Origin of the sequence: Metabacillus sp. 84, assembly GCF_050107715.1 — a bacterium.
Lineage (GTDB): Bacteria > Bacillota > Bacilli > Bacillales > Bacillaceae > Metabacillus_B.
Window position 1 is genome coordinate 29,564 of record NZ_JBNILN010000002.1, and the last position, 20,286, is coordinate 49,849.

At 42.3% G+C, this 20,286-nt stretch carries 26 protein-coding genes; 14 read left to right on the plus strand and 12 right to left on the minus strand.

Features of this window, described 5'->3' with window-relative positions; genetic code table 11:
- Positions 1–2 precede the first annotated feature (2 nt).
- The 3 genes from ACQCV8_RS04695 to ACQCV8_RS04705 all read right to left on the minus strand — a co-directional run bounded on the left by ACQCV8_RS04695 (position 3) and on the right by ACQCV8_RS04705 (position 3,019).
- Positions 3–1,367: a cytochrome ubiquinol oxidase subunit I gene (locus tag ACQCV8_RS04695; protein ID WP_426843401.1), complete on the minus strand. Its 1,365-nt coding sequence runs from the start codon at positions 1,365–1,367 to the stop codon at positions 3–5.
- Between the two features lie 182 nt (positions 1,368–1,549).
- On the minus strand, positions 1,550–2,194 hold the full coding sequence (locus tag ACQCV8_RS04700) for a response regulator (RefSeq protein ID WP_426843402.1): 645 nt from the start codon (positions 2,192–2,194) through the stop codon (positions 1,550–1,552).
- 3 nt (positions 2,195–2,197) lie between these two features.
- Positions 2,198–3,019, minus strand: a complete 822-nt coding sequence (locus ACQCV8_RS04705; RefSeq protein WP_426843403.1) for a sensor histidine kinase — start codon at positions 3,017–3,019, stop codon at positions 2,198–2,200.
- A gap of 169 nt (positions 3,020–3,188) precedes the next feature.
- Between ACQCV8_RS04705 and ACQCV8_RS04710 the strand changes: the two genes are divergently transcribed.
- The 3 genes from ACQCV8_RS04710 (at position 3,189) to ACQCV8_RS04720 (ending at position 4,694) form a co-directional block, all read left to right on the plus strand.
- Positions 3,189–3,323 (plus strand): hypothetical protein, encoded by a 135-nt coding sequence (locus ACQCV8_RS04710; protein WP_426843404.1) that lies wholly within the window; start codon positions 3,189–3,191, stop codon positions 3,321–3,323.
- Positions 3,324–3,546: 223 nt separating this feature from the next.
- Complete coding sequence (locus tag ACQCV8_RS04715) at positions 3,547–4,119, plus strand: copper resistance CopC family protein (protein ID WP_426843405.1); 573 nt, start codon at positions 3,547–3,549, stop codon at positions 4,117–4,119.
- Between the two features lie 317 nt (positions 4,120–4,436).
- Positions 4,437–4,694 (plus strand): type B 50S ribosomal protein L31, encoded by a 258-nt coding sequence (locus ACQCV8_RS04720; RefSeq protein ID WP_426843406.1) that lies wholly within the window; start codon positions 4,437–4,439, stop codon positions 4,692–4,694.
- Between the two features lie 56 nt (positions 4,695–4,750).
- Here ACQCV8_RS04720 and ACQCV8_RS04725 read toward each other — a convergent pair whose 3' ends face one another.
- The 3 genes from ACQCV8_RS04725 to ACQCV8_RS04735 all read right to left on the minus strand — a co-directional run bounded on the left by ACQCV8_RS04725 (position 4,751) and on the right by ACQCV8_RS04735 (position 9,287).
- Positions 4,751–6,379 (minus strand): M4 family metallopeptidase, encoded by a 1,629-nt coding sequence (locus ACQCV8_RS04725; protein WP_426843407.1) that lies wholly within the window; start codon positions 6,377–6,379, stop codon positions 4,751–4,753.
- A gap of 508 nt (positions 6,380–6,887) precedes the next feature.
- Positions 6,888–7,943, minus strand: a complete 1,056-nt coding sequence (locus ACQCV8_RS04730; RefSeq protein ID WP_426843408.1) for a metal ABC transporter solute-binding protein, Zn/Mn family — start codon at positions 7,941–7,943, stop codon at positions 6,888–6,890.
- A gap of 159 nt (positions 7,944–8,102) precedes the next feature.
- Positions 8,103–9,287 (minus strand): GTP-binding protein, encoded by a 1,185-nt coding sequence (locus ACQCV8_RS04735; RefSeq protein ID WP_426843409.1) that lies wholly within the window; start codon positions 9,285–9,287, stop codon positions 8,103–8,105.
- A gap of 125 nt (positions 9,288–9,412) precedes the next feature.
- Here ACQCV8_RS04735 and ACQCV8_RS04740 point away from each other — a divergent pair, with 125 nt between their 5' ends.
- Positions 9,413–10,015, plus strand: coding sequence for a beta-class carbonic anhydrase (locus ACQCV8_RS04740; protein WP_426843410.1), 603 nt, complete (start codon positions 9,413–9,415; stop codon positions 10,013–10,015).
- Here ACQCV8_RS04740 and yidD read toward each other — a convergent pair.
- Positions 9,957–10,190 (minus strand): membrane protein insertion efficiency factor YidD, encoded by a 234-nt coding sequence (yidD, locus tag ACQCV8_RS04745; RefSeq protein ID WP_426843411.1) that lies wholly within the window; start codon positions 10,188–10,190, stop codon positions 9,957–9,959. The genes ACQCV8_RS04740 and yidD overlap by 59 nt on opposite strands.
- 148 nt (positions 10,191–10,338) lie before the next feature.
- Between yidD and ACQCV8_RS04750 the strand changes: the two genes are divergently transcribed.
- From ACQCV8_RS04750 to ACQCV8_RS04765, 4 genes are all read left to right on the plus strand, one after another.
- Positions 10,339–10,812 (plus strand): S-ribosylhomocysteine lyase, encoded by a 474-nt coding sequence (locus tag ACQCV8_RS04750; protein ID WP_426843412.1) that lies wholly within the window; start codon positions 10,339–10,341, stop codon positions 10,810–10,812.
- A 102-nt stretch (positions 10,813–10,914) separates the two neighbouring features.
- Positions 10,915–11,352: a FixH family protein gene (locus ACQCV8_RS04755; protein WP_426843413.1), complete on the plus strand. Its 438-nt coding sequence runs from the start codon at positions 10,915–10,917 to the stop codon at positions 11,350–11,352.
- 171 nt (positions 11,353–11,523) lie between these two features.
- A complete protein-coding gene (rpsN, locus tag ACQCV8_RS04760; RefSeq protein ID WP_426843414.1) occupies positions 11,524–11,793 on the plus strand; it encodes a 30S ribosomal protein S14 in 270 nt (89 codons plus the stop codon).
- Between the two features lie 16 nt (positions 11,794–11,809).
- Positions 11,810–12,148: a hypothetical protein gene (locus ACQCV8_RS04765; protein WP_426843415.1), complete on the plus strand. Its 339-nt coding sequence runs from the start codon at positions 11,810–11,812 to the stop codon at positions 12,146–12,148.
- A gap of 266 nt (positions 12,149–12,414) precedes the next feature.
- Here the strand turns inward: ACQCV8_RS04765 and ACQCV8_RS04770 are convergent, their stop codons facing one another.
- Positions 12,415–13,587, minus strand: coding sequence for an FAD/NAD(P)-binding protein (locus ACQCV8_RS04770; RefSeq protein WP_426843416.1), 1,173 nt, complete (start codon positions 13,585–13,587; stop codon positions 12,415–12,417).
- Positions 13,588–13,745: 158 nt separating this feature from the next.
- Here ACQCV8_RS04770 and ACQCV8_RS04775 point away from each other — a divergent pair, with 158 nt between their 5' ends.
- The gene (locus ACQCV8_RS04775; RefSeq protein WP_426843417.1) at positions 13,746–14,747 is read left to right on the plus strand and encodes a permease; all 1,002 of its coding nucleotides are present in this window, start codon (positions 13,746–13,748) and stop codon (positions 14,745–14,747) included.
- A 12-nt stretch (positions 14,748–14,759) separates the two neighbouring features.
- Positions 14,760–15,734 carry a TIGR03943 family putative permease subunit gene (locus ACQCV8_RS04780; RefSeq protein ID WP_426843418.1) on the plus strand — a complete coding sequence of 325 codons (975 nt, stop codon included), beginning with the start codon at positions 14,760–14,762 and terminating at the stop codon, positions 15,732–15,734.
- Positions 15,735–16,080: 346 nt separating this feature from the next.
- On the opposite strand, the gene ACQCV8_RS04785 is transcribed toward ACQCV8_RS04780, so the two are convergent.
- Entirely contained in the window at positions 16,081–16,311 is a 231-nt protein-coding gene (locus ACQCV8_RS04785; RefSeq protein WP_426843420.1) for a hypothetical protein, read from the minus strand.
- A gap of 251 nt (positions 16,312–16,562) precedes the next feature.
- Between ACQCV8_RS04785 and ACQCV8_RS04790 the strand changes: the two genes are divergently transcribed.
- Entirely contained in the window at positions 16,563–17,501 is a 939-nt protein-coding gene (locus tag ACQCV8_RS04790) for a manganese-dependent inorganic pyrophosphatase (protein ID WP_426843421.1), read from the plus strand.
- A 321-nt stretch (positions 17,502–17,822) separates the two neighbouring features.
- Here ACQCV8_RS04790 and ACQCV8_RS04795 read toward each other — a convergent pair whose 3' ends face one another.
- Both ACQCV8_RS04795 and ytzI read right to left on the minus strand, forming a co-directional pair.
- Positions 17,823–17,966 carry a lmo0937 family membrane protein gene (locus ACQCV8_RS04795; RefSeq protein WP_426843423.1) on the minus strand — a complete coding sequence of 48 codons (144 nt, stop codon included), beginning with the start codon at positions 17,964–17,966 and terminating at the stop codon, positions 17,823–17,825.
- A gap of 332 nt (positions 17,967–18,298) precedes the next feature.
- Entirely contained in the window at positions 18,299–18,457 is a 159-nt protein-coding gene (gene ytzI / locus ACQCV8_RS04800) for a YtzI protein (protein WP_426843424.1), read from the minus strand.
- A 131-nt stretch (positions 18,458–18,588) separates the two neighbouring features.
- Here ytzI and ACQCV8_RS04805 point away from each other — a divergent pair, with 131 nt between their 5' ends.
- On the plus strand, positions 18,589–19,029 hold the full coding sequence (locus ACQCV8_RS04805) for a Dps family protein (protein ID WP_426843425.1): 441 nt from the start codon (positions 18,589–18,591) through the stop codon (positions 19,027–19,029).
- 84 nt (positions 19,030–19,113) lie between these two features.
- Here the strand turns inward: ACQCV8_RS04805 and ACQCV8_RS04810 are convergent, their stop codons facing one another.
- Positions 19,114–19,314 (minus strand): hypothetical protein, encoded by a 201-nt coding sequence (locus ACQCV8_RS04810; protein WP_426843426.1) that lies wholly within the window; start codon positions 19,312–19,314, stop codon positions 19,114–19,116.
- 142 nt (positions 19,315–19,456) lie between these two features.
- Between ACQCV8_RS04810 and ACQCV8_RS04815 the strand changes: the two genes are divergently transcribed.
- Positions 19,457–19,834 (plus strand): phage holin family protein, encoded by a 378-nt coding sequence (locus ACQCV8_RS04815; RefSeq protein ID WP_426843428.1) that lies wholly within the window; start codon positions 19,457–19,459, stop codon positions 19,832–19,834.
- A 63-nt stretch (positions 19,835–19,897) separates the two neighbouring features.
- Entirely contained in the window at positions 19,898–20,233 is a 336-nt protein-coding gene (locus ACQCV8_RS04820; RefSeq protein ID WP_426843429.1) for a hydrolase, read from the plus strand.
- Positions 20,234–20,286: the final 53 nt, after the last annotated feature.

Here is a 20,286-nt window from a genome sequence, read left to right on the forward strand (position 1 = left end):
CCTCAGTAAACATCTACACCATTTCCTTTATCAGAATCTCCCCGGGCTGCGGCCTCCAGATCCTTTTCAACAGGATTCCGCTTAAAGTAGTAAAGCAGGACAAGAAGAACAGCAGCGCCTAATATGGCATATACAATCGTAAATGCGAAAAACAGCGTTCCAATTTGTCCGGATTTTGTCACGACCTCTGATGTTCGCAGAAGGCGGTAGATGACCCAAGGCTGACGGCCTGTACAGGCAAATATCCATCCGAATTCAATCGAGAGGAGAGATAGAGGCCCGGCCGGAACACATATCCATAAAAACCATTTAGGAAAAGGTTTTTTGACAAATCGTTTCCACACCAGCCCGAAAAGGGAGACTCCGATTAAGGCACTTCCAATCAAAACCATGGCGTTGAAAAGCGTGTGGACGAAAAGCGGCGGCCAATAATCCTCAGGAAAATCATTTAACCCCTTTACCTCAGTGTCAAAGCTGTTGCCCGAGAGGAAACTGAGGGCCCACGGGATCTCTATCCCATATTTAACTTCCTGTGTTTCCCGGTCCGTAAAGCCTCCGATGGTCAGGCCGGCATACTTTTGGGTTTCAAACAGCCCTTCCGCTGCTGCCAGCTTTTCAGGCTGATACTCGTGGAGCATTTGAGCTGATTCATGGCCGTTAATGGCCGTCAAAAAGGAAGTAATAAGACCAATCAGCAGGCTCATGATAAAGGCTTTGCGGTGAAACGCAAACAACCGGTCGTTTTTCCGGTTTTTCAGCATCTTAAATGCAGCAATCGTTGTGATCATAAAGGCTCCGGTCATGAATGCCGAAAAAGCAACGTGGGCAGCCGAGACGAGAAAGCTTGGATTAAAAAAAGCAGCCCACGGATCGACATCGACAATCTCACCGTTTTGAATCCGAAAGCCAGCCGGTGTTCCTTCAAATGCGTGGACATTTGTAATCAGGACCGCTGAGGCGGTAGCGCCAAGAAAGATAAAAAACACACTTAATATTCTGGTTTTAGGGCCAATTTTATCGTAGGCATATACATAAATCGACATAAACAGTGCTTCAATAAAAAAAGCATAAATCTCAATCTGAAATGGAAGGGACATGACCTTGCCGATGACCTCCATAAATCCAGGCCATAAAAGAGAGAGCTGAACACCGGCAATGGTCCCGGTAGGAATCGCCACTCCAAGCAGCACTGCCTGACCCTTTGTCCACCGCTTAGCCATAATGGAATAATCAATGTCTTTTGTTCGCTGAAACATAATCTCAGCAAACAGGATCATTAATGGGAGTCCGACACCAAGCGTAGCAAAGATAATGTGAAATCCCATCGTTGTACCGAAAAGGGATCTGGCAAACACTAAATCCGTCATGAAAAAATCCGCCTTTCCTTCTAATTTCCTTTCCTTATTATCCGCTTTTTACCAAACGTTATTCCTTAAAAAGTTTTGAAATCCGGAACGGGCAGAATCTGCTGAAAAACGGCAAAGGGTTAGGCCGATATCTAAAGTGGAGAAAAATAAAAAGCACCCGGTATAACCGGATGCTAATTTTTTTAACGGATCAATCCCCGCTGGAATGCATAGTTCGCTAACTGAACTCTGTTTTCCAAATGAAGTTTCCCTAGTATATTTTTGAGGTGGCTTTTAACCGTATGCTCTGAAATAAATAATGCTTCGGATACGTCTTTATTGGACATACCTTTAGCTACCAGCTGAAGCACCTCTAATTCTCTAGAAGACAATGGAGTGAGATGCTGGTTCATCTCGGGTTCTGACTGTGGGAATTCCTTTAGGATCCGAAAAGCAATTTCTTTGGACATCGGCACTTCATCCAGTGCAAACGCTCTAAGATATTCATACCAATCCTGGGATTGTATGTTTTTTAACAAGTATCCCTGAGCTCCCTGTTTTAAGGCATCAAATAAGTCGGTTACATCATCTGAAACGGTGATCATGACAATTTTGACATAAGGGAATTTTATTTTTATCCGCTTTGTTGCCTCAAGGCCATCCATCTCAGGCATTTGGATATCCATGAGAATAATATCGGGCATTAATTCTTCCGTAAGAGCAATAGCTTCTTTACCGTTTTGCGCTTCTCCAACAATAACAAAATCGCTGTATTCCTCTAATATAATCCGAATTCCTTCTCTAGCATGACTGTGGTCGTCTACAACCAATATTCGAAAGGGCTGCATTGGCTAGTTCACCTTCTTTAGCTTAAATAAAGTTTCCTCATTGATTCGATCGATGGAAAAGACCCAATTCATTTCCCTGGCTCGGCTTTCAATAATCTGCAGTCCATATCCTTTAGCGGTATTGATATCCTGTTGAGGTCCAATGCCGTTATCCCGGATTACACAAGTCCATCCGCCTGCGGATTCCGAGCCATTTATCCAAACCTCACTTGTTTCCGCATGTTTGATTACGTTTGTAACGGCTTCTTTAATACAAGCAAACAATTCGATCTTTTCTTTGGCTGAAAGCGTATCGTCTGAAATCCCCCACTTGAAATGGACTTTCATGGATTGGTTTTTTTCGAGCTCCGACAAATAAAGGTGAATGGTTTCTTTCCAGCTGAACATATCGGGGTCTGGAAGCTGTTTAAGATTTTCAATGGCTTGCCGGGTGTCCTCATATATTTTTTTTAATGTCTGTTTCGCTTCGAGGAACTCAGGGTTCGTTTCAACAGATGATTTTTTGCCTGCTTTATTTAGTTTGACTGAAAGTAAAAATAAGGACTGGGCTACGCCATCGTGCAGCTCTCTCGCCAGGTTTTCCCTCTCGATGAGTGCGGCTTTCCTTGCTTTTTCAAACTTTAACTCTTCCTGAATCCCTTCAAGCATTGAAAATAGCTTTAATAAAAAGATTATAGTAATGGCAAACACAATAACGGGAGTAAGAATATTTCCCATGTCCATTGATAGATAGGGCAGCAGAAATGCATGTCTGATATACTCCCATAAGCCGATGGTGACGGTTGGAAGAATAAGAATCAGCCACTTAATTTGTTTATAAGTCAAATTCTCACCTTTTTCCGCAAAGATACTTATATTTTATCATTTTGTTCAAGATTTAGCGGTTAACTTCAAAATAATCACTCTTTAGAGTCATTGCTGCTATGGACAGCTTGTCTATAATGGGAGTCGGATAAGCAGTTTACCCATAAGCTCTTTTAAAGGAGGACGGCGAATGAACAGAACAGTTCTTGGGGCTTTTTGCATCCTCCTGCTATTAACAGCAGCAGCTTGCTCGGATGCAAAGGATTCACATGAAAATCATAAGCATCACCATTCAAAAGCAAATGGTAAAGTGGATATTTCCTGAGCTGGGAAAGTCTGCTGATAGACTATGTAAGGTTTTTCCGTTACAGCTTAAGTACAGCTTAGGTATCACAGTATGAATTGTCTGGGCAAGTATCATTCTGCCGCTAGTGGGAATATTCATTCCTGCTGTTTTTCAAATCGAACGGTTTATCATTAAAAGGGAATAAACGATTACATGCTTAGTTAACTGACATCCTGGCAAATTACAAAAGGAGATGCTTACATTGAAAAAAATAATAATGCTATTACTAATTGCGCTGATGGTAAATAATCAGCAGGCAAGCGCCCATTCGAAGCTTGAGAGTTCATCCCCAAAAGCAGGGGAGACCGTTACAGGCCCGCTTTCTGAAATAACCCTTAAATTTAATACGGAAATTGAAGAATCAAGTACATTTACATTTCTTTATGAAGGTGAGAAGGACATCCCTGTGGAGAATATCAGTATTGAGGGGGATACACTAAGCGGAACTGTACCTGAGAATCTGGAGAATGGTTCCTATAGCGTGAATTGGGATATCGTTGGTGCAGATACTCATGTCATAAAAGACTCGTTGAGTTTTACTGTACAAAGAGAGGAAGCTGCTGACGAAGAAAGAGAACAAACCCCTGAGGAGAAAGAACCGAAGGAAGAGACAGCCCCACCTGATGACGAGGAGCTGCAGAAAGGAGAAAGCACCGAGAAGGAAACTTCTTCTGATAATGAACAAGGTCAGTCCTCCTTCCTGCTGCCAATTATAGGAGGTATCCTTGTTCTTGCCGTGATTGTAATTGCAATCAGCATGAGAAAGAAAAAATAGGATAATAAAAAAGCATCCGGCAAAAGCCCGATGCTTTTTTTAAAATGTATTGGTAATTTATCATCAAATGCTCTCAAAAAAAAATTAAAATTAGGGCTGCCTGGTTTCTGTAAAGGTCTCATGTCTTTCCTATTCATTCACTATGCTTCATGCTTCAAGATGATTATCCTGCTGCATATAAAGATCAGTAGCTATTAACCAAGGACCTCAGGTATGAAGCACCTGAGCAGATGAGCCTGCAAAATTGACAGCCATAAGCGTCTTTGATATAATTTAAATCGTAAACGTTACGTTTTGCCTTGAAAGGAGAATGCTAAATGAAACCCAATATCCATCCAAATTATCAAAAAGTCGTCTATATGGACGTTAATAGCGGATTTAAATTTTTGAGCGGTTCAACAAAAGGCTCCAGCGAAACAGTCGAATGGGAGGATGGCAACATCTACCCTTTGATTAAAATGGAAACGACCGCAGATACCCATCCGTTCTATACGGGCAGACAGAAGTTTGCAGATAAAGGCGGCCGGGCTGAGCGCTTCAGGAAGAAATACAATATGAAGAGTGAAGCAGAGTAAGAGGCTCACAGTAATCAAAAGCACACTTCCCGAACAGGAAGTGTGCTTTTTGATTATTAGTTTACTCCCACCTGGCTCCATGCGCTTGCGACACTGTTGTATGTGCTGCTGCCGCTGCCGTACAAATCAGCCGCTGATTGCAGGAGAGCTGCACGGGCAGCGCTGAAGCTGCTTGTCGGGGTAAGGTATCTCGTCAGAGCACGGTAGTAAATTTTCTCAGATGCCGATTTTCCAATGGATTGAACGGTGTAGTAAAATGCTTTGTTCGGAATGCCGCTGTTTGTATGAACGCCCCCGTTATCAGAAGAAGTGTAGACATAATCACTGAAGTGGCTTGGCTGGCCGTATGCTTCAGGATTAGACAGGCTGCGCAGTGCGTCTCCGCTTCGATTAGGAGTATAAACATCTTCTCCGAGAAGGAAGTCAGGATCCAGGAAATAGCCGAACACATCAGACATGGATTCGTTCAGTGCCCCTGATTGATTCTGATACTGCAGGTTCGCCGTTCTCTCTGTTACAGCATGAGTAAGTTCATGGGCTACCACATCAAGTGCTCCGGACAGAGCACGGAAAGTTGTTCCATCTCCATCTCCATATACCATTTGGGAGCCATTCCAGAATGCGTTGTTATAGCGGTTTCCGTAGTGAACGGTAGAACGAATGGTTCCTCCTGCATTATCATAACTGTTGCGGCCATGAGTGTTTTTATAATAGTCGAAGGTTTTTCCGGCATAGAAGTGGGCGTCGACATCAGCTCGCTGGTTGGTAGCCGTAAACGCGTTATTGCTGTCTACTGAATAGTAGCCGGGAAGACTGGAGCCGTTATTTGCAGTAAACGTTTCGACAAGTGCTGTCTTCGTTGTGTCATAAAGATAGTACGTATTGTTGGAGAAATAAGTTTTCAGCGACTTTGAGTCTCCGAGCACTCCCGTTCCTGTTCCGGTCGTAGCAGCATCTGTGACCGCGTTATAGGAATCAATGACCTTTCCGGTTTTAGCATCCACATAGATTTGCCAGTTCGCTCCGTAAGGCTTAATGAACTGAAGCTGTACTTTGTGGGCTAAGTGAAAATGTCCGTTCTTTTTGTAAAGGAGGAGCTCGCTTTTTTCCACTGTGTTTTCAGCGCTTTTTTTCTTTACAGGTCCAGGCTGTATTTTCTGTCCAGCAATCTCTGTATCCTTTTTTTCGAGTTTTACAGACTTCCAAGCCAGCTGAATGGCTTTGCTGGTTGAAATCTTTGCTTTAGTTGATTTAACTTGAGCTTTAATATTTTCGTGAAGGGAACCATTGGCAGCAACGACGTTGCCGTTCTTGTCAGCATGAACAATATAAACAGCCCCATCAACAGGCACACCATTTACAGATTGGACATACTTATAATGAGTCATTCCCAGCTCATCTGTTTCGCTGCTTACAAGAGTCAGTTCATTGGCAGGATCGATTATTCCTGCTTTATGCTGCTTAAGAAAGTTTCTGGCTTCTGCTTCTTTTGTAACCTTGGCAGCTGACAATTTTCCAGAGCTGAAGGAAGGACTTCCTTTGTCTTTTAACCATTGCTGCTGAACGAGCTGTGCTTTTTCCTGAAGTGCCTTTTCCTTTGGGGCGGATTGTGCAGAGGCGGAAGGCAAAGCGGAGCTGAATGTTAAAGCGGTACCAATCACTATTGCAGCAAACTTTTTGTTCAAATGAATTCCCCTCTCAAAATATAAAATTGAGTATTACAAATAGAATCGTAGCACCATTTGAGAGAAAATACATTGAAAAATTTTCTAAAAATTCAAAATGATCACTGTGACTCATATAAAGCAATAATTACTAGGAAATACGATGCAAACGGAAGATCACCTAACATAGGTAAAATTTTGAAGTGGGAAAATAACGAAATTTTAACTAAGATTAATGGGGCTAACAGGGCGGTTGCAGCGATAATCCTTCTCATTTATACTCCGGACTATACCAACGCTAAAATTTACTAGAATAATAATTGTGTATGAAATAGTTGTAATAGAAGGGATTAGCACAAATCGGCAAATGGTAATAGCCCTATCCAACCTAATAAAACCAATCATTTTTTTCGACATCTTGCAAGGGAGAGCCATATGCGGAATTGCGGTGAACCGCAGAAATATTGAGACGATAGCCCCAATGGCCAATGTTTACCAATAAAAAAACGCCGGGAATCGGCGTTTTTCACTATTGAAGGGCAGTTTTCAGAGTGTCCAGATTTTTCCTCATTAAGCTGAAATAATCCTCATTGTTTTTCTTGTCTTTATCTGTAATGGATTCAAGATTGCTGATTGTCAGAGGTTCGGCTCCGATTTCGTTCTGTACGATTTTAGAGATTTTGCTGCTGACGTTATTTTCGAAAATTACATGCTGGATGTTGTGTGCTTTAGCTTCTTCAATAATGGTGCTGATTTGTTTTTGGGACGGTTCCTGTGTAGGGGAAAGGCCCATTACGCTTATTTGTTCAATATCGTATCGATCCTGCCAGTACCCGTAAGCTGCATGAGAAACAAGAATTTCTTTTTTTGCCGTATCGGCTAGAGTGGTTTGAAATTCCTTATCCAGCTTTTCTAATTCAGATTTTAGAGAAGCGAAGTTTTTCTCATACGTCTCTTTATGTTCAGGGTCTTTTTTAATAAGAGCATCTTTGATGGTTTCTCCCATTTCAATGGAACGCCTAGGATCAAGCCATAAATGGGGATCCTGGTCACCATGGCTATGGCCCTCTTCAGAATGAGCTTCTTCTTCATGGCTATGGCCCTCTTCAGAATGAGCTTCTTCTTCGTGGCTGTGGCCCTCTTCGGAATGAGCTTCTTCTTCGTGGCTATGCTCCTCTTCAGTATGGGCTTCTTCCTCATGGGAATGGGATTTTGCCTCAATAAGGCTGATGCCTTCTGCTGCTTTTACGATTTCGGTGTTTTCATTTTTTAACGTTTCGGCTGCTTTATCAGCAAATCCTTCAATTCCTGCACCTGTATAAATAAATGCATCACTTTCAGCAATTTTAACCATTGTTTTTGTCGTTGGTTCAAAGGAATGAGCGTCAGCATTCGGTGGATAGACACTTTCCACTTCTACCAAATCACCGCCGATTTTCTTTGTGAAATCCTCAATCGGGAAGATTGTTGTGAAGACTTTCAATTTATCATTACTTCCTTGAGTTGAATCTTCTCCGGCTGAGCATCCAGCGAGGAATGCTGCTCCAGCAAGCATCAAACTTAAGGCAAAAGCTAACTTTTTCATTGTTTTCTCCTCTCAGGTTATCATCTTCAGTCATTATATCGTAAAGATTACGATTTGAGAACTGTTAATTTTTCATGAATTGCCAGAGATCCCTTAAATGACTAAAAAAAGGAATGCACTTGCTTTTAAAAGATAGTTTATACTACCCTTTTGGGAAAATCAGCCCTCTGTAATAAACTCGGGTAAAGGATCATCAAATTTTGTCCAATCGGAGTGCATTTCCTTCTCTGTCAAAAGACATGTGTCCAGTGTTTTAGCCAATTTTTCCGGGTTCATTTTAATTCCGATAAATACTAATTCGGTCAATCGATCTCCAAAATTCTCATCCCATCTGTTAAAAAGCGCTGGATCCTCATTCAGGACCTGCTGTTTTTCTTCCTCTGGATATTCTGCAACCCATTCTCCTGCTCCCTGGATCATAAGAGATTTTCCTGCCTGGGATAGCAGCCCAGCCGTTGTATTGCGTGAAGCAAGCCAGAAAAAACCCTTCGCTCTTACGATTTCAACAGGCCATTCTTCAAGCCAGTTCATCAGCCTTGTTGGATGAAAAGGCTTATTTCTTCTGTAAACCATTGAGGAAATGCCATATTCCTCGGTTTCCGGGGTATGATCCCCGTTCAATTCCTTTATCCAGCCAGCTTGCTGGCTGGCTTCTTCAAAATGGAATCGTCCGGTGTCTATTACTTCAGAAAGCGGTACACGGCTAAAGCTGGAAGGAATAACTTTGGCTCCGGGATTCAATTTTTGCAAAAGACTGGATAGTTCCATTTGCTCTTCTTTTCCTAACTGATCCGTCTTATTCAATATTACGACATTTGCAAATTCCATCTGGTCAATCAAAAGATCAATTATCTCTCTGTCATCTGATTCATCCGTGCCTTGCTCCCGGTCAAGCAGGCTTTCTCCTGATGCATAGTCATCCCAAAAACGGCTTCCGTCTACAACGGTTACCATCGTATCCAGCCTGCAATCCTCTGAAAGATCAATACCAGTTTCCTCATCAAAATATGAAAAAGTCTGGGCCACGGGAACAGGCTCGCTAATTCCAGAGGATTCAATTACAATGTAATCGATCTCTCCATCCCGTACCAGCTTTTTTACTTCAATAAGGAGATCTTCTCTCAGCGTACAGCATATACACCCGTTCTTCATTTCAACAAGTTTTTCATCCGTGCGGGTAAACCCTCCTTTCTTTATCAAACTGGCGTCTATATTGATCTCGGCCATATCATTGACAATGACAGCAATCTTTTTGCCTTCAAGGTTTTGAAGAATATGTTTTAAAAGAGTGGTCTTCCCTGAACCAAGATATCCGCTTATGACTGTAACAGGAATTAAGTTCATTATTCATAGCTCCCAGCGTTTAAATAGTAATCGTTACGATTTATTAAATATCATACTTCACAGGGGCATATCATGCAAGGGGTATGCTATATTATAAGAAACTGCAAATAAAGGAGACGGGAATCTTGAAGCTTTTAGATCAAATTTTAGAGCATAATCACACTTTCGTTGAAACAGAAAAATACAAGGAATTTCAAACGAGCAAGTTTCCGGATAAAAAAATGGTCATCCTTACATGTATGGATACAAGGCTGGTCGAACTGCTTCCTCAAGCGATGAATTTTAAAAACGGTGATGTAAAGATCGTCAAAAGTGCAGGTGCAGTTGTGGCCCACCCCTTTGGCGGCATCATGAGAAGTCTGCTCGTTGCCGTCTATGAGCTCGGGGCAGATGAAATTTGTGTAGTCGGACATCATGACTGCGGAATGAGCAAGCTGGATGCCGGTTCATTTTTGGAAAAAGCAGAGGCAAGAGGGGTATCAGCAGAGAAAATTGATATGCTGCGATACTCTGGTGTACACCTGGAGGAATGGCTGAAGGGATTTGAAAAAGTAGAGGACAGTGTCACTCACAGCGTAGAAGCGATAAAAAATCACCCGCTGCTTCCGGAAGGTGTACCGGTTCACGGGCTGGTTATTGATCCGGGAACAGGAAAACTGGATGAAGTAATCAATGGCTATGCTTCTGCTTCTTCTCAGGGACCGGATCAAACCCGCCAGGATGCATAGGATTGCAGCGCAGAATCCTCATAATGGTCATCCAGCTGCCTTTAATGGCTCCATGCTTTTGAATGGCCTCCAATCCATAATTGGAGCAGGTAGGATAAAAACGGCATGAAGGCGGAGTGAGCGGGGAGATAAATTTTTGATAAAAACGGATGAAGCTTAAAAAAAGGTTTTTCATTTTGAACCCTCCTGTTATATGTAATAAATTTAAGCGAATCCGAATAAAAAAGCAAAAGAAACTGTTTCGGCCAAAAGGCCAATAATGTTGATGGCTTTAATCGGAATTGTTACAATATAGTCAGTAAATCATAGAGGAGTGAGAGATAATGCCTTCAGTAGAAAGTTTTGAGCTTGATCATAATGCCGTAAAAGCTCCATATGTAAGACATTGCGGCGTTCATAAAGTCGGATCGGACGGTTTGGTTAATAAATTCGATATCCGTTTCTGTCAGCCTAATAAACAGGCAATGAAGCCGGATACCATCCATACACTCGAGCACCTTCTGGCGTTTAATATCCGTGATCATGCGGAAAAATATGACCACTTCGATATTATTGACATTTCCCCAATGGGCTGCCAAACCGGGTATTATCTTGTGGTAAGCGGTGAGCCAGCCGTTACAGAAATCATTGATTTGCTTGAGGATACCCTGAAAGCTGCAATGGATACAGAAGAGATTCCGGCTGCAAACGAAAAGCAGTGCGGACAGGCAAAGCTCCATGATTTAAGCGGAGCCAAGCGCTTAATGAAATTCTGGCTGGATCAGGATAAAAAAGAGCTAGAAAAGGTATTTGGGTAATCCTGCTGACAGCATCGTGCTGTCAGTTTTTTTTATATGATATAGAAACCGCTTACAATGTCCTTTATAATAGAAGAAAATGAATATAAGGATGTGATGGCCTTGAAGAAGCTAACTCATTTTTTCGTAATTGCGGCGGCCGTTATTTTTTTTACAGGCTGTCAGGGAGGCAAAGCGTCAGATGTTCCTGAAATGGTGGAAGCTGAGATTATGATTCCTGAGAAGATGGAAGCAGGAGAATCCCATGAACTTAAGGTAAGGGTCACACAAGGTGGGGATATCGTACAGGATGCGAGCATCGTGGAATTTGAAATCTGGGAGTCCGGGTCAAAAGAAGATAGTGAAATGATTAAGGCGCCGCATGACGGGAAAGGGATTTATAAAATCGATAAAACGTTTGACCACGATGGTACATATTATGTGCAAACTCATGTGACAGCTAAAGACATGCATGTTATGCCCAAAGCGTCGTTTACAATTGGACAGGCAGAAGAACATGAGGAAGAGCAGACAGAATCAGAACACCATCACCATCATTGACTCCGCATTTGCGGGGTTTTTCTTTTTCTGCGCTGGCTGAAATTTTAATTGTCCCTTACATTCTGCAATATGACGATTTAGATTCTTTCCTTTGCTTGATAAGATCTAGGGAATATGTTTTAATAATAAAACGTAATTATTACGATTTAAAAACAGGAGGAAAGATCTGCTATGGCGAAAAAATCAAAAGTAGTGAAAGAAAAGAAACGGGAAGCAATGGTGGCTAAGTATGCAGAGATCAGAAAAGAGCTGAAGGAAAAGGGAGACACCGAGGGTCTGCGCAAGCTGCCGAGAGACTCTTCACCTTCCAGGCTGCACAACCGCTGCGAGTTGACAGGAAGGCCAAGGGGATACATGAGAAAATTCGATATGTCGAGGATTGCCTTCCGTGAGCTCGCCCATAAAGGCCAGATTCCGGGTGTTAAAAAAGCCAGCTGGTAAGGAGAGGAAGCATTGGATGAATGAACACGTAATGGAGATTCTCGTCCGCACCATTGTTGCGTCACTTCCAGAGAAAGAAAAGGATGTCTATCAATATATTGTAAGGGCTGAAGACGAGCTTGCACGGCAAAGTCACACAAAGGAAGAGTTTATGGGCCTTCTGACTCGCTATTCACCGCATCATCAGGCTGCTGCTCATTTCAACATGAGCATAGAGGATACTCTTAAACTGATGCATATGATTGAGGATAAAATAACGGAGCGGATGGAAGAAAAGAGACAATCCTATAAATGGATTGATTATTCCAATTTGGAGAATACTCCTTCAAAACTGCAGTTTCTCTGCTGGATATAAAAGCCGTTCCAAATGGATAGATGAAAAACGGGAACTCTATGGGGAACGGAACACGGAAAAAAGTGCTCAGAGCTAACTATGCTCTGAGCACTTTTTAATAGAGGCTGACCCGCTTCGCGTTAAAAAGGCAGGAGACTGGCATTGCACCTGTCCATGTTTTTACTGCCCTACTAATGCTTCCACACCTTCCCTAACGGTCAATCATATATAAGTTTCCTCGTCTGTTTAACATAGTAAAGCTCCATCTATCTCCCCGGCAATTTCTTTTAGTTACTCGAAATAATTCTCTCTGCTGCCTGCCTTGCACCGGCTATGTTTCTTGAGATAGGACCAATTTCAAGCTCAGCAAGCGCGCCCATGACATAGAGGGAGGGAGCCCATTCGAGCTTCTCTGTGACGATCGGAAAGCCGCATTCTGCGCATGGGAGGTTTTCATTCTTTATTAACGGAGCCAGTAAATCCGCTCCTGGAATTTTGTTCTCAAAGCCAGTAGCGAACAATATTGTCCCTGCCTGAACGGAAGGTTCCTGATCAAAAAAGCTAATCCTGTATAAGTGGCTGTTCACTTTATCGATAGAAGAAGGATTTCCGTAAGCAACGCTTAGTTTCTTTTCCGCTTCGAGCCGGCGCAGCTTCAGTGAGAGTTCTCTTGACATCGAGCCCTTGTGTCTCGCCTCTTTAATTTTTCTGCGGCGCTCTGAATAGCAGCGGATTTTTCGGAAAGGGGCTTGGTTTTTTTCCCCGATCCAGGCTGGATCACTGTCGAAATCCATGATCCGGTGCTTATGCCGGATGATTTGATGAATGTTCCCCGGGTAAAGCCCGGCAAGCTTAATTAGGAGGTGGGCTGCGGTAATCCCTCCGCCAATCACTGTAATGGGACCCTTTAGTTGATGGAGAGGGGGCAGATGATCGTTAAAGATGTGATACACCTGCTCTGTGCAGCTACAGGCATAGTCTTCAGCCCATTTCGGCAGTGCGGGCTGTTCTCCAATCCCAATAGCCAGAATCACATTTTTAGAGTCATAAAACTGACCGGATTCGACAGTGATTCGCCATTTTTGGCCATCACGGACAATTGACTTCGCCCGATCTTGAATCCAGCTGGATTGCAGTCCGGCTGATTCAATTAGCTGATCAGAATGCTCATTAAATAAATTTAACGCAGGCCTCTTGTAGCGGCCGTAGAATAAACCGGAGCTCTCCTTTTCTTTAGCGTATTTCAGCAGTCCAAATGGATCGCACTCTAGGTGATGAACAGATGGAGACCTGAGAAAGGGCATGGAAATGAGCGATGTGCATTTTTTCCAATGGGCGAGCGGTTCAGAATTAGGGTCAATAATCCGGATGTCCTCTACTGAGGCTTTCCTGCTTTCAATTAAAAACGACGCGGCTGCAATTCCCTGAATACCGCCTCCAATAATCGTCCATTCTAGCATACTATCTTCCTCCTGAAATAAAACGAAATTATTACGATTTATATTAACGGATTCTATTCCGTTTTTCAACAATCCTTGTTAAACTGTATATGCTCAATCATATCCGGTGGACAATGCTCATATCATTTATCTAAGAACTGATTTAGGAGATTAATAGAATGAACCTACAAAAAAAATCATGGATAAGAGATTTAGCTTCGTATATTTTAATTGCAATTTTTCTTTACTTATTCCTGTTTGCGGATGTGCATATGGATACATGGAATATTCCATCCTATATGCTCACGATCAATACGATTTTTCTAAGCATTATCCTTGAAGCTATCCCGTTTATTATTCTCGGAGTATTTGTTTCCGCCCTGATTCAAGTTTTTGTGTCCGAGGAAACCGTACAGCGGCTAATCCCGAAAAACCCACTGCTGGCTCTTTTTCCCGCTTCCTTGCTCGGCATTATTTTTCCAGTCTGCGAGTGTGCCATTGTGCCCGTTGTCAGAAGGCTGATTAAAAAAGGGATGCCGCTGCACACAGGGATGGTCTTTCTGGCGGCCGGGCCTGTATTGAATCCTGTTGTATTTGCTTCTACCTATTACGCATTTCAATCCAACCCTCAAATTGCTTATGGAAGAATGGGACTGGCATTCATATCAGCCCTGCTGATAGGGCTCATTATTTATTTGGTGTTCAGGAACTCAGATCAGCTTAAAAGGTCAGTCCCTGCTGCTGATGAGCATGGGGATCATTCAGAAGTAGAACCAAGCAGATTTAAAGCAACTCTATATCATGCAGCCGACGAGTTTTTTGATATGGGAAAATATTTAATCTTCGGAGCTGCGATTGCAAGTTTATTTCAGACCTTCCTTGACCGGTCTGTTTTGGAGTCAATCGGTTCCAATGACTTGCAGTCTCCGGTAATTATGATGGCATTTGCCTATATCCTTTCCTTATGCTCCGAAGCAGATGCCTTCGTGGCCGCTTCCTTCGGCGGAATGTTCTCTGCAGGAGCCATTCTCTCGTTTCTAGTTTACGGACCCATGATTGATTTGAAAAATACAATCATGCTCCTTGCTTATTTTCGCACAAAGTTTGTATTCGTCCTGTTGCTGGTCATTACAGCGGTCGTGTATGGAGTTATTTTAATTTATCAAGTATTGATGGTTTAAGGAGGTGCACTCATGGAGGAAAAGGATTTTAAATTTCATCTGTTTGTAAGAGGAACGATTTTAACAGGGTTTTCTATGCTGATTTTTAAATTGATGATTACTGGAAACATCCAGAACTTTATTGCACCCCGAATGATCCCGTTTATGTATTTTGCTATGCTTGTGTTTCTCATACTTGGCATGATGCAGATGTGGAGGAGCGGTTCCAAGAAGCAGGAAAAGAGTGCCTGCGGATGCGGAGTGGACCATAGTCCCCCTAAAAAGCCTTGGGTGTCTGTCGCCATCTATCTTATTTTTATCTTTCCGGTCTTAACCGGCTTTATGTTCCCGGAGGTCATCCTTGACAGTTCAGTAGCCGAAAAAAGAGGATTTAAATCAGGTATTGCAAGAGCAGCTTCAAGTAATAGCCAACCGGAGGAGGGCAAGGATACAAGCCTTGCAGAGGCATATATGGAGGATCCGGAAGGCTACATGAAGCAATTGGAAGAAAGAACAAAAGCCACGGAGGAAGAAACGAAAAAAGCCCGTGAGGAAATGCTTCAGGCAAATCCTGATGGAGTCATCGTTGAGGATGAAGTGATTGAAAAAGCTTACAGTAAAAAAGAAAAAGAAATGAGAAAGCAAGAGCTTCTTTCGTTCAAGGATGATGATTTTATTCAAATGACCAACATCCTCGATGAGAATCCCCAAATGTATAAAGGCAAGAAAGTAAAGCTGAAAGGATTTGTGTATCGCGAGCCGGGTTTTTCTGATCATCAGCTTGCCATTGCCCGCTTTGGCATATCATGCTGTGTGGCGGATGCCACGGTTTATGGAATGATTGGAGAATATGAGGAAGCGGAAAAATTTAAAAAAGATGAATGGATCGAAGTGGAAGGCATTCTTTCTCATGCTGACTTTAATGGAAAAGAACTGCCTGTCATAAGCATCACGAACATTCAAAAAATCAAGCAGCCTGACACACCCTATGTGTACGAAAATTATTAACGCTGCCAATATTAGCAGTTGTAAGCTTCCGGGCTGCAACTGCTTAATTATTCTTAATCTGCTGTGGGGTCTCTGACGAGTCGTGCGGGTCCTAAACATTGAGGAATAACATAAATATCAAAAAATCCAAACAAAGCAAATCACAAATCGTTGATGATGCATATAGCAGCGCTTTTTCAGCTGATAGGATTCGCTGTATTAGTTCATACACCATTAGAAAATAAAGCCTCATTGTTTTCTGGTCCACTGCTCGTAAAAGAAATGCTCGAATAAAGAAGAAACGCTAGAAAAAACAGGATGCAGATTTGAGTGATTTAGTTAGTTCAAACTGCAATAGCGGGTTCGGTTACCCATCTGTTTTTTTTATATCTTTGCCAGTCTTTTTGATTGCGTCCAAATTGGTTATCCAAAGGATGCTTACCCCTAAATAGTAAATCCCTAGGATTGAGAGGTGATCGGAAAGAACCTCCCACCAGTTCTTCGAAAGCCCAAAGATTCCCCACACTAAATTTGAAATAAGATAGATGAGCGGGCCGGCTAAATGGACCATGAAATATAGCATTTTTTCAAAACTCATAACTGAATCGTCCTTTCTTATCTCTTCCTTTATAGGATATGTGTAAAAAGCTGTAAATCCTACAGCAATTGTACCTAAAGCGCAGTGAACAGGGAGTTTAGCTGCTCTATTTTCTTCTGTAAGATGTCTCTATAGCTAAGGTCTTTTGATTTTGCCGTTAAAATGTTCGGAATATGATAAAATAGAGTTCGAAAGCAGGGAGGAACAGCTGACTCTGCAACAATTCTATTTATAGCAAGGAGCAGGATACGATGGAAAAAGTATTGGTATTCGGTCATAAAAATCCAGACACAGATACGATTTGTTCAAGCATTGCATATGCAGAGCTTAAAAACAAGCTAGGTATGAATGCTGAGCCGGTGCGTCTGGGTGCGATCAACGGTGAGACTCAATTTGCTCTGGATGCGTTTCATACGCAGGCTCCCCGTTTAGTGGAAAAGGTTTCAGCGGAGGCAAACGAAGTCATCCTTGTTGACCATAACGAGCGTCAGCAAAGCGCTGATGATATTACGGAAGTAACGGTTATTGAAGTAATCGATCATCACCGTATTGCCAACTTTGAAACAAGCGATCCTTTGTACTACCGGGCAGAGCCGGTTGGATGCACGACAACGATTTTAAATAAGATGTATAAAGAGAATGGAATACAGATTGAAAAGAATACTGCTGGTTTGATGCTTTCAGCAATCATCTCAGATTCTCTTCTTTTCAAATCGCCTACCTGCACGGAACAGGATATTGCAGCAGCGAAAGAACTTGCTGAAATCGCCGGTGTAGATCTGGAAAGCTACGGTTTGGACATGCTTAAAGCAGGTGCAGATTTAAGCAGCAAAACAGTGGATGAGCTGATTTCTCTGGATGCTAAAGAATTTCAAATGGGAACACGCCGTGTGGAAATCGCACAAGTCAATGCTGTCGATCCTAATGATATCCTTGTGCGTCAAAAAGAGATAGAAGCGGCCATTGCGAACGCCGTTTCTGAAAAAGGATTGGATCTGTTTCTGTTTGTTGTGACAGATATTCTGGAAAGTGATTCGATTGCTCTTGCAGCAGGAAGAGATACGGCGGCTGTTGAGCTTGCCTATAACGTAAAAATGGAAGACAGCAGAGCCCTTCTAAAAGGGGTTGTTTCCCGCAAGAAACAAATTGTACCGATCTTAACGGAAACCTTAAGCAGCACAAACAGCTAAGCAAAAACCGGCAGATTCCAATTGAATCTGCCGGTTTTTATGTAAATAGGATTTTTTTAAGGTGCGGCTAATTTTAAGCTGGCACCAGCCTTATTGGCTGTTTATTTAAATTCTGTACTACATCAAGAATAAAAAGCAAAATCTCGCAGGATTCTGGCTTCAAACCTTTCGTCTATTTAACGAAGAAAGAACCGATCTGAGCCGGTTCTGAGAATAAAAATCAATTATGTAGCACCTATACAGTGTTAGCCCTTCCTCTCAAACACCCTTGCAGCCCCGAAGCTGCGCCAGTTGAATAAGTGCCCCCGTTTGCAATGGCAGCTAAAGTCTTTTTCGCTTTACAAATTTAACGACAAACAATGCTGCTACAATAATAAGAATCAAATTGATTGCTCCGCCTGCCAGTTTAAATATTAATCCGACCAGCCATACAACTAACAGTATTGAAATAATGGTCCAAAGCATCATGCATTCTCCTTTGTCACCTTACTGTATAGATAAGATTCCCCGGACTGCTAAAAATAAAACCTGATGGAGCCTACTTAAGGCAAAATGTTTCAATACGTTCTTTTCTTAAGGATGGTTGATTTCGATAAATGGATATAAGAGGTGGTGGGAGCCGGACATGGAGCTCCCGCAGGCAGGCTGCGGCAACGATGGCAATCAGCGTGCCCGGAGGTTTTCAGGACAGGGATATGGACCAGGATATGGACCAACCGTACCGAGAGGTGACTTGATTGGAAAAATTCAGGCTGAAGAGTCCTGTTCTAATCAGCGATGTTTGAAGAGGATGCCTGCTATTCATCAGGGTTTTGATGTTTGCTTTTGGTACAAGGATCTTCCTCAAGCCGGTCAACCGTATGTTTGAATTTATAGGCTTTGTTAGTCGTAATGACACTTAAAGCTAAAACGATCAAGACAATGGCAATACAGATGGCAAGGATCCACCAGTACACGGGATAGCCCCCTTTTGGTGTATGTATAGCGCTTTCTTCTATTTTAACACTGAAGACGGATATTGAATCAAGTTTGAAGACAACATAAAAAGGGAATTTTAATTTTAACTTATCATTAGAGGAGGATTTCAATGTCTCAAAAATTATTAGACACAGTTAATAAGCAGGTAGCAAATTGGACCGTATTGTATGTGAAGCTACATAGTTACCATTGGTATGTAACCGGAAAAGACTTTTTCACCCTTCACGAAAAATTTGAGGAATTTTACAATGAGGCAGGAACCAATGTCGATGAGCTGGCTGAAAGACTGCTTGCCCTGGAAGGAAAACCAGTAGCTACGATGAAAGGCTGCCTGGAGCTCTCTTCCATACAGGAAGCAGATGGCGGAGAAACAGCTGAGCAAATGGTGCAGCAGCTGCACACCGATTTTACAACAGTGGCAGATGAGCTGAAGGAAGGCATGGATCTGGCAGCTGAGGTTGGGGATGAAACAACCGGCGACATGCTCCTGGCCATTCATCAGAGTCTGGAAAAGCATAATTGGATGCTTAAAGCCTATCTCGGAAAATGATGGGGAAGCGGAGCCTGCTGGCTCCGTTTTTTCTTTCGTTCCTTACACCGGTTGTCTATTTTTTGACGCAGAAACACAAAAGCCTTATTCGAAGTTTTCCAGTTTTTTTAACATCGCTTCCGCTAATACCTCGCGCAGCTCCTCAGCATCTATTCTTTTCGTTAGCTGGAGTACCTCCTCCTCTGACAGCGAGTTTACGTAACTTTCGATGGCTGCCTCCAGGTCCACAGTATCCGTTCTGAAGTTCATTTCAATATCATTTGTAAAATATTCCTTCCAATTCATGCTGCAAGCCTCCTGATTTTTTGCAGATTAGCCTTTTTATTACTGGACTGTATGACTGTCCATACATTTTGATTCTGCGTCCCATAGCATAATCTATACCTTCTAAGAAAGGATGATTAACATAAGCAAGGATGCAGATGCTATGGCCCTCTATTCACTTAGTATGACCGTACTGACCTTTTTACTTGGGGAAATGGAGGAAATGCTGTATGTTCTTTTTGCATTAATGGTAATTGGATTCGTTAGTTTTGCGATCTCCAAAGCAATCACCGGTCAGGTAACATTGCGGGACATCATAATTGAGCTCTTAAAAAAGCTGCTCGTATTAATAATGGTTGCTGTTGCCAATTTATTGGACAAGATTATACCATTAGGGTTATCTATCAGAGATTTTACGGTTGTTTTTTATATTTTCTTCGAATTGCTCTCCATTATTACGCACGTTTCCAATTCCGGACTTCCGGTTCCGCAATTTATCCGGGATGCGCTTAATGAGCTGAAAAACAGAATTAAAAAGTAATATCCGCATAAATACTGGCTGCGGGCTGCAAAATAAGCAGAAAAGCCTGAGGGTGTGACGAATATGGAAAATCAAGATAAGAAAACCTACTATGTGACCGTCGGCAGCGGGGAAATTTCCAAGCTGGCTGATGCATCTGTCTGGGATTACCGGATTGAGGCCACGGATGATCAGATTGTGGAATTAAGATCCTATTTTGATGAGCAGTATGCTTCCGATTGGAAAGGATTTTTCAGGACGCATGTTCCTTACTTGCCTTATCATTTTGACCACCCTAACGATGCAGTCGATCAGGCGAATCTAAACATTTATAAAATGATCCATGAGCTGGGAGATGCTGAAGCGAAACAGCATATAGAAGACCAGAAGATTCTGAATAATATTGAAGATCAAACATAGTTGAACTTATACAATGTAATCCCATTGTGATAAGATAGGATTGGAAAAGTCGA

What these genes read in the sequence shown, in the direction of transcription:
- ACQCV8_RS04695 (WP_426843401.1), bottom strand. Translation starts at nt 1,367, where the DNA reads ATGACGGATTTAGTGTTTGCCAGATCCCTTTTCGGTACAACGATGGGA.
- ACQCV8_RS04700 (WP_426843402.1), bottom strand. Translation starts at nt 2,194, where the DNA reads ATGCAGCCCTTTCGAATATTGGTTGTAGACGACCACAGTCATGCTAGA.
- ACQCV8_RS04710 (WP_426843404.1), top strand. Translation starts at nt 3,189, where the DNA reads ATGAACAGAACAGTTCTTGGGGCTTTTTGCATCCTCCTGCTATTAACA.
- ACQCV8_RS04720 (WP_426843406.1), top strand. Translation starts at nt 4,437, where the DNA reads ATGAAACCCAATATCCATCCAAATTATCAAAAAGTCGTCTATATGGAC.
- ACQCV8_RS04730 (WP_426843408.1), bottom strand. Translation starts at nt 7,943, where the DNA reads ATGAAAAAGTTAGCTTTTGCCTTAAGTTTGATGCTTGCTGGAGCAGCA.
- ACQCV8_RS04735 (WP_426843409.1), bottom strand. Translation starts at nt 9,287, where the DNA reads ATGAACTTAATTCCTGTTACAGTCATAAGCGGATATCTTGGTTCAGGG.
- yidD (WP_426843411.1), bottom strand. Translation starts at nt 10,190, where the DNA reads ATGAAAAACCTTTTTTTAAGCTTCATCCGTTTTTATCAAAAATTTATC.
- ACQCV8_RS04750 (WP_426843412.1), top strand. Translation starts at nt 10,339, where the DNA reads ATGCCTTCAGTAGAAAGTTTTGAGCTTGATCATAATGCCGTAAAAGCT.
- rpsN (WP_426843414.1), top strand. Translation starts at nt 11,524, where the DNA reads ATGGCGAAAAAATCAAAAGTAGTGAAAGAAAAGAAACGGGAAGCAATG.
- ACQCV8_RS04765 (WP_426843415.1), top strand. Translation starts at nt 11,810, where the DNA reads ATGAATGAACACGTAATGGAGATTCTCGTCCGCACCATTGTTGCGTCA.
- ACQCV8_RS04770 (WP_426843416.1), bottom strand. Translation starts at nt 13,587, where the DNA reads ATGCTAGAATGGACGATTATTGGAGGCGGTATTCAGGGAATTGCAGCC.
- ACQCV8_RS04775 (WP_426843417.1), top strand. Translation starts at nt 13,746, where the DNA reads ATGAACCTACAAAAAAAATCATGGATAAGAGATTTAGCTTCGTATATT.
- ACQCV8_RS04780 (WP_426843418.1), top strand. Translation starts at nt 14,760, where the DNA reads ATGGAGGAAAAGGATTTTAAATTTCATCTGTTTGTAAGAGGAACGATT.
- ACQCV8_RS04785 (WP_426843420.1), bottom strand. Translation starts at nt 16,311, where the DNA reads ATGAGTTTTGAAAAAATGCTATATTTCATGGTCCATTTAGCCGGCCCG.
- ACQCV8_RS04790 (WP_426843421.1), top strand. Translation starts at nt 16,563, where the DNA reads ATGGAAAAAGTATTGGTATTCGGTCATAAAAATCCAGACACAGATACG.
- ACQCV8_RS04795 (WP_426843423.1), bottom strand. Translation starts at nt 17,966, where the DNA reads ATGCTTTGGACCATTATTTCAATACTGTTAGTTGTATGGCTGGTCGGA.
- ACQCV8_RS04805 (WP_426843425.1), top strand. Translation starts at nt 18,589, where the DNA reads ATGTCTCAAAAATTATTAGACACAGTTAATAAGCAGGTAGCAAATTGG.
- ACQCV8_RS04810 (WP_426843426.1), bottom strand. Translation starts at nt 19,314, where the DNA reads ATGAATTGGAAGGAATATTTTACAAATGATATTGAAATGAACTTCAGA.
- ACQCV8_RS04815 (WP_426843428.1), top strand. Translation starts at nt 19,457, where the DNA reads ATGGCCCTCTATTCACTTAGTATGACCGTACTGACCTTTTTACTTGGG.
- ACQCV8_RS04820 (WP_426843429.1), top strand. Translation starts at nt 19,898, where the DNA reads ATGGAAAATCAAGATAAGAAAACCTACTATGTGACCGTCGGCAGCGGG.